Origin of the sequence: Mycobacterium sp. E183 (assembly GCF_001667735.1) — a bacterium.
Lineage (GTDB): Bacteria > Actinomycetota > Actinomycetes > Mycobacteriales > Mycobacteriaceae > Mycobacterium.
Genome location: NZ_LZJN01000031.1, coordinates 1 through 4,788, shown reverse-complemented (window position 1 = coordinate 4,788; position 4,788 = coordinate 1). Strand labels below are relative to the sequence as shown.

Sequence of the window (4,788 nt, the reverse complement as noted above, 5' to 3'; positions counted from 1 at the left end):
TCCCGCGACACGCGGAAGTAGTGCCCGGTGCTGCTGTCGGTGCACGTCATGCCCGACGGCTCGCTGTCGCAGGTGATCGTGCCCGCGGACTGGGTCTGGCCGTAGTCGAGGGTCGGCTCGCCGGCGAAGCGCAGGGTGTCGCCGTGGCAGTGGATGGCGGCCGGCTCGCCCAGGTTCAACACGAAGCGGTTGCCCCAGGCGAGATGCTTGCCGCACTCCGGTGGCGGCGGTGGCTGGTAGTCGAAGTCGCTGATGTCGCACGCCACACCGAAGCCGCCCAGGACGCAGTAGATGTTGCCGGACGGCGATTGAAAGTTCTGGGTGTCCGCGTGCGCGGTCGCCGGCATCACGGTGGCGGCCGCGACCGTCGCGGCGGCGACAGCGAGGGTCCTCATCATTTGCTGAGCGTAAGCCTGTGCGCCGGTGGACCGGACCGATAATCCCGAAATGAGTTTGCGCGGGGGCCTTCACCTGGCCGCCCAAAAGGATTACAACGTCATCATGAAGGCATCAATGGTCGCCGCGGTTCCGCTCCTGGCGGCCGCGACCGCGGTGGGCCCGGCGCACGCGGACCCGCTCTACCACTTCCAGTCGCCCTCGGGCGACGTCACCTGCGTGATGGCGGCTTTCGGTGGAGATGCGCCCCGCGCGTCCTGCGGCGTCATCGACCCCACCTACGTGATGCCGCCCCGCCCGCAGTCCTGCATGGGGGCCTTCGGCGACCAAGTCGACATCGTGCAGGGCAGCTCGCCGGCGATGGCCTGCCACACGGACACCACCCGCGGAGCCGGGCTGCCGACGCTGCAAGCCGGCGACACCCGTTCCGTGGCTTCGCTCACCTGCAAGGGCGAACCCGCCGCCGTCACCTGCACCGACTCCAGCACCGGTCACGTCTTCCGCCTCTCGCGGGAGGCATTCAACCTGAAGTAGCTAGTTCGACCGGTGCCTGAGCTCCTCGCGGGTGTGTTTCTCCACGAACAACGGAACGAAATCCCGTACGCGGCTGTGCGTGAACCGGGCGTGCTCTTCGCGGATGAGGGCGTCGACGACGTTCGATGGGATGTGCGGGAACTCATCTACGAGTTGCCGCTCGATGTCCGCCAACACCGCCTCTTCGTTGACCTGAGTGACCTTACCCATGAGCACGGTGTTCCCGGTCGGCGCTCGCTGTCAAACGGGTTTCAACCGCCGAGCGCGTTAAGCGGTTGCTGCGATCACGTAAACCCATAATAGAGCGATTGCTCTGTTACTATGGCGGCATGCCGCGCCCCCGCGTTCACGACCAGGACCGGATCCTGGATGCCGTCGAACGGCTGGCGGTGCGCTCCGGGCCGGCGTCGGTCACGATTCGCGCGATCAGTGACGCGATCGGCGTATCCAACGGCGCGCTGTACCACACGTTCGGCTCGCGCGCGGGACTCGTCGGGCGCGCCTGGCTGCGGGCCGGGCACCGATTCCTCAGCGCCCAAAGCGAATTGATCGACTCCGCCCCCGACCAAGACGGCGTCGCCGCCGTGGTGGCGGCGGCCGAGGCGCCGGCCGTGTTCGCCGAAACCCACCCCGAGTCGTCGCAACTTTTGCTGACGGTGCGCCGTGACGAGCTGTTGGGTCCGGAGATGCCGCCCGACATCGCCACCCAATTGCGTGACCTGGACCGGCTGCTGGTGGAGACGATGATCCGGCTGGCCCGCCGCCTGTGGGACCGCAAGGACGCCGCGGCCGTCGACGTCATCACGACGTGCATCGTCGACCTACCGACCGCGATCCTGTTGCGCCGCAACCGGATCGACGACCCCGACGCCCGGGAACGACTGCGCGCGGCGGTCGCCGCCGTGCTCGACCTCGGGGCGCCCCGAGGCAGGACCAGAGAAAGGGCCACGACATGACACCGACACTGAGTTGGGACGACAAGATCGCGATTCTGCGCCTCGGCGAGGACGAGAATCGTTTCTCCCCAGAGTTTCTCGACGCGATCAACGGGCAGCTCGACGAAATCCAGCAGGCCGGCGCGCAGGGCCTGGTCACCACCGCGGGCGGCAAGTTCTATACCAACGGCCTGGACTTGGACTGGCTGGGCGCTCACCCCGACCAGACCCAGTCCTACGTCGCGCGGGTGCAGGCCCTGCTGGCCCGCGTCCTCACCTTCCCGATGCCGACGGCCGCCGCGGTGACCGGGCACGCCTTCGGCGCCGGCGCCATGCTCGCGATGGCCCACGACGTGCGGGTGATGCGCGCCGACCGCGGGTTCTTCTGCTTCCCCGAGGTCGACATCCGCATCCCGTTCACCGACGGCATGGCCGCCCTGATCCAGGCCAAGCTCACGCCCCGCGCCGCGGTGGCCTCGATGACGACCGGGCGCCGGTTCGGCGGGGAGGAGGCCGCCGAATTCGGCATCGTCGACGCGACCGCCGCCGAGGCCGAGGTGACCGCCGCGGCGACCGACCTGCTGCGCCCGCTGGGCGGCAAGGACCCCGGCACGCTGGGGGCGATCAAGCAGACCATGTTCCGCGCCGCGGCCCGGGCGTTGACCGACGTCTGAGCCCGCGTGACATTTGCGTTAACGCTCAACCGATTTCGCGCACCGTGCTGAACCAAACGTCGCCGGCGGCCGTCTGCAGTGTGTCGCAGTGCCTCAAAGACGTTTGGAGACTTGGTGATCGCAGCACAATTTATTCGCCCCATCGGTGCCATGGAACGGCTCTTCTATCGCTACAGCGAACGCAATCCGACACACTTCTCGCTCGTTGCCGAGTTCGACCAAGTGCTCACCGCAAACAAGGTGAGGCCTGCGCTGGCCGCCGCGCAACGACGACATCCCTTGTTGTCCGCACACGTTGAGGACCAGCCCGGCTCGCGGCTCGGCTTCTACCGCGCCGCCACCGTCCCACCGATCACCCTGACCGTCCACCGCGCCGAGTCGTGGGAGCCCGTCGCGGCGGACGAGCTCAGCCGGCCATTCGACCGCTCGCGTGCGCCGCTGATGCGCGCGTCGCTGCTGCAGGGGCGAACCGGCAGTGCGCTGGTGCTGACGTTCGACCACACGCTCGCCGACGGGATTTCCTCGGTGCTGGTGCTCAAGGATGTCGTTGCCGCGCTCAACGGCGCGGACCTGCCCAATCTGCCTGTGCCCCAAGCCCAGGAGGACCTCGTCGCCCGCACGCTGGGCGAGATCGCGCCACGGGAGCTGCCCGACGATCCACGCATGCGGGTGCCCAGCGCCATCCGCCCGTTCGACGGCGCCCCGACCAACGTGCACACCATGGCGATGGCGGAAGTGGACACCGCGCTGCTGGCCCAGCGATGCCGCGAGGAACGCACCACCGTGCACGCGGCGCTGGTCGTCGCGATGTGCCGCGTCCGGGCCGCCGTGCGTGGCGAAGACTTTGTGCGAGTGCTCAACCCGATCAACTTCCGGGGGCTGATAGGCGTCGGCGGCGACTGCGGCCTCTTCATCCAATCGACCTGGACCGGCCTGTCGCCCTGGGATGGTGTTTCGTTCTGGGAGCAGGCCCGCGCGACCACCGCACACCTCGACGTCGCGCGGTCGGCGCGTGGAATCCGCACCGCCTCGCAAGCCGTCTCGGAAGCGATCGCGGTCGACGCCGAAGTCGACCACGCCGAAGAACTGTTCAGCCGCGTCTGCCCGTTCGAGATGATCGTCACGAACCTCGGCGTGCAGAACCTCGACGGCTCGGGCGCGCTGCGGCCCACGGCGGTGTGGGGCCCGGTGGTGCAAAGCCAGACCGAGGGCGAGTACGTCACCGGCATCACCACCTTCGAGGGCAGGCTGCGGATGACGACCTGCGGCTACAGCGTGCCGGCGACCTTCCTGAAGAGCGTCGGCGACGCCCTGCTGGCTGCCGTGCAGGAGCGCTGATTGTTACCATCGCGCGGTGACTGACCGCCCCGGCCGGCCGGGACCCATTTCCCGTCGCGACGTGCTGAGATTGGCTCCGGCGCTGCTCGGCGCCGGGGCCCTGGTAACCGCTCCCTCCGCCTCCGCCTCCGTCGCCGGGTCGGCCGTCTTCCTCGACCCGGGGCACAACGCCGTGAACGACGCGTCGATCAACCGGCAGGTCCCCAACGGCCGCGGCGGGACCAAGGCCTGCCAGACATCCGGGGCCGCCACCAACGACGGCTATCCCGAGCACGCGTTCACCTGGGCGGTCGTGGCGCTGATCAACCAGTCGCTCAACCAGCTGGGCGTGCGTACCCAGCTGTCGCGCGGTGACGACGGCTCCGTCGGCCCCTGCGTGGATCAGCGCGCCGCGGCCGCCAACGCGATGCGCCCCGACGCGATCGTGAGCATCCACGCCGACGGCGGACCCGCGTCCGGCAGCGGATTCCACGTCAACTACTCCAGCCCGCCCCTGAACGACGTGCAGGCCGGCCCCGCCGTCCAATTGGCCACCGCAATGCGGGATGCCTTGGCGCAGGCGGGCTTTCAGCCGGCCAACTACATCGGCTCGAACGGCCTCTACGGCCGCGACGACCTTGCGGGGCTGAACCTGGCCCAGTACCCGGCGATCCTCGTCGAACTCGGCAACATGAAGAACGCCGAGGACGCCGCGCGGATGGAAAGCCCGGACGGCCGCGCGCGTTACGCCAACGCGGTCACCCAGGGAATCGTGGCGTTCCTGAATGCCAAGTCCGGCTGAGCAATCGCTCAGCCGCCGAAGCTCCTGACCGGCGCGGTCGCCGGCCCACCCATGTCGAGGTGGCTGGAGGCGAAGGCGACGCCCTTGTCGATCATGGCGCCGTCGTCGGCGTAGGTGTTGTGGGCGGAGA

7 protein-coding genes and 1 pseudogene are annotated in these 4,788 nt (G+C 69.0%); 5 read left to right on the top strand and 3 right to left on the bottom strand.

Going from position 1 to position 4,788, the window contains the following annotated elements; all coding sequences use genetic code 11:
• A partial coding sequence (locus A5691_RS02665) for a DUF6636 domain-containing protein (RefSeq protein ID WP_067778349.1) occupies positions 1–398 on the bottom strand: 398 nt, incomplete at its 3' end.
• Between the two features lie 49 nt (positions 399–447).
• On the opposite strand from A5691_RS02665, the gene A5691_RS02660 reads away from it, so the two are divergent.
• Positions 448–930, top strand: a complete 483-nt coding sequence (locus A5691_RS02660; protein WP_156734758.1) for a hypothetical protein — start codon at positions 448–450, stop codon at positions 928–930.
• Here A5691_RS02660 and A5691_RS02655 read toward each other — a convergent pair whose 3' ends face one another.
• Positions 931–1,140, bottom strand: a complete 210-nt coding sequence (locus tag A5691_RS02655; RefSeq protein WP_067781847.1) for a three-helix bundle dimerization domain-containing protein — start codon at positions 1,138–1,140, stop codon at positions 931–933.
• 119 nt (positions 1,141–1,259) lie between these two features.
• Here A5691_RS02655 and A5691_RS02650 point away from each other — a divergent pair, with 119 nt between their 5' ends.
• From A5691_RS02650 to A5691_RS02635, 4 genes are all read left to right on the top strand, one after another.
• A complete protein-coding gene (locus A5691_RS02650; protein ID WP_067781849.1) occupies positions 1,260–1,886 on the top strand; it encodes a TetR/AcrR family transcriptional regulator in 627 nt (208 codons plus the stop codon).
• Positions 1,883–2,539, top strand: a complete 657-nt coding sequence (locus A5691_RS02645; RefSeq protein WP_068017895.1) for an enoyl-CoA hydratase-related protein — start codon at positions 1,883–1,885, stop codon at positions 2,537–2,539. The genes A5691_RS02650 and A5691_RS02645 overlap by 4 nt, the downstream gene beginning before the upstream one ends.
• Positions 2,540–2,689: 150 nt before the next feature.
• Positions 2,690–3,877, top strand: a complete 1,188-nt coding sequence (locus A5691_RS02640; RefSeq protein ID WP_156675673.1) for a condensation domain-containing protein — start codon at positions 2,690–2,692, stop codon at positions 3,875–3,877.
• Positions 3,878–3,923: 46 nt separating this feature from the next.
• Positions 3,924–4,658 carry an Rv3717 family N-acetylmuramoyl-L-alanine amidase gene (locus A5691_RS02635; RefSeq protein ID WP_197694430.1) on the top strand — a complete coding sequence of 245 codons (735 nt, stop codon included), beginning with the start codon at positions 3,924–3,926 and terminating at the stop codon, positions 4,656–4,658.
• Positions 4,659–4,666: 8 nt separating this feature from the next.
• Here A5691_RS02635 and A5691_RS02630 read toward each other — a convergent pair.
• Positions 4,667–4,788: pseudogene (locus tag A5691_RS02630) on the bottom strand (cutinase family protein); the annotation flags it as partial.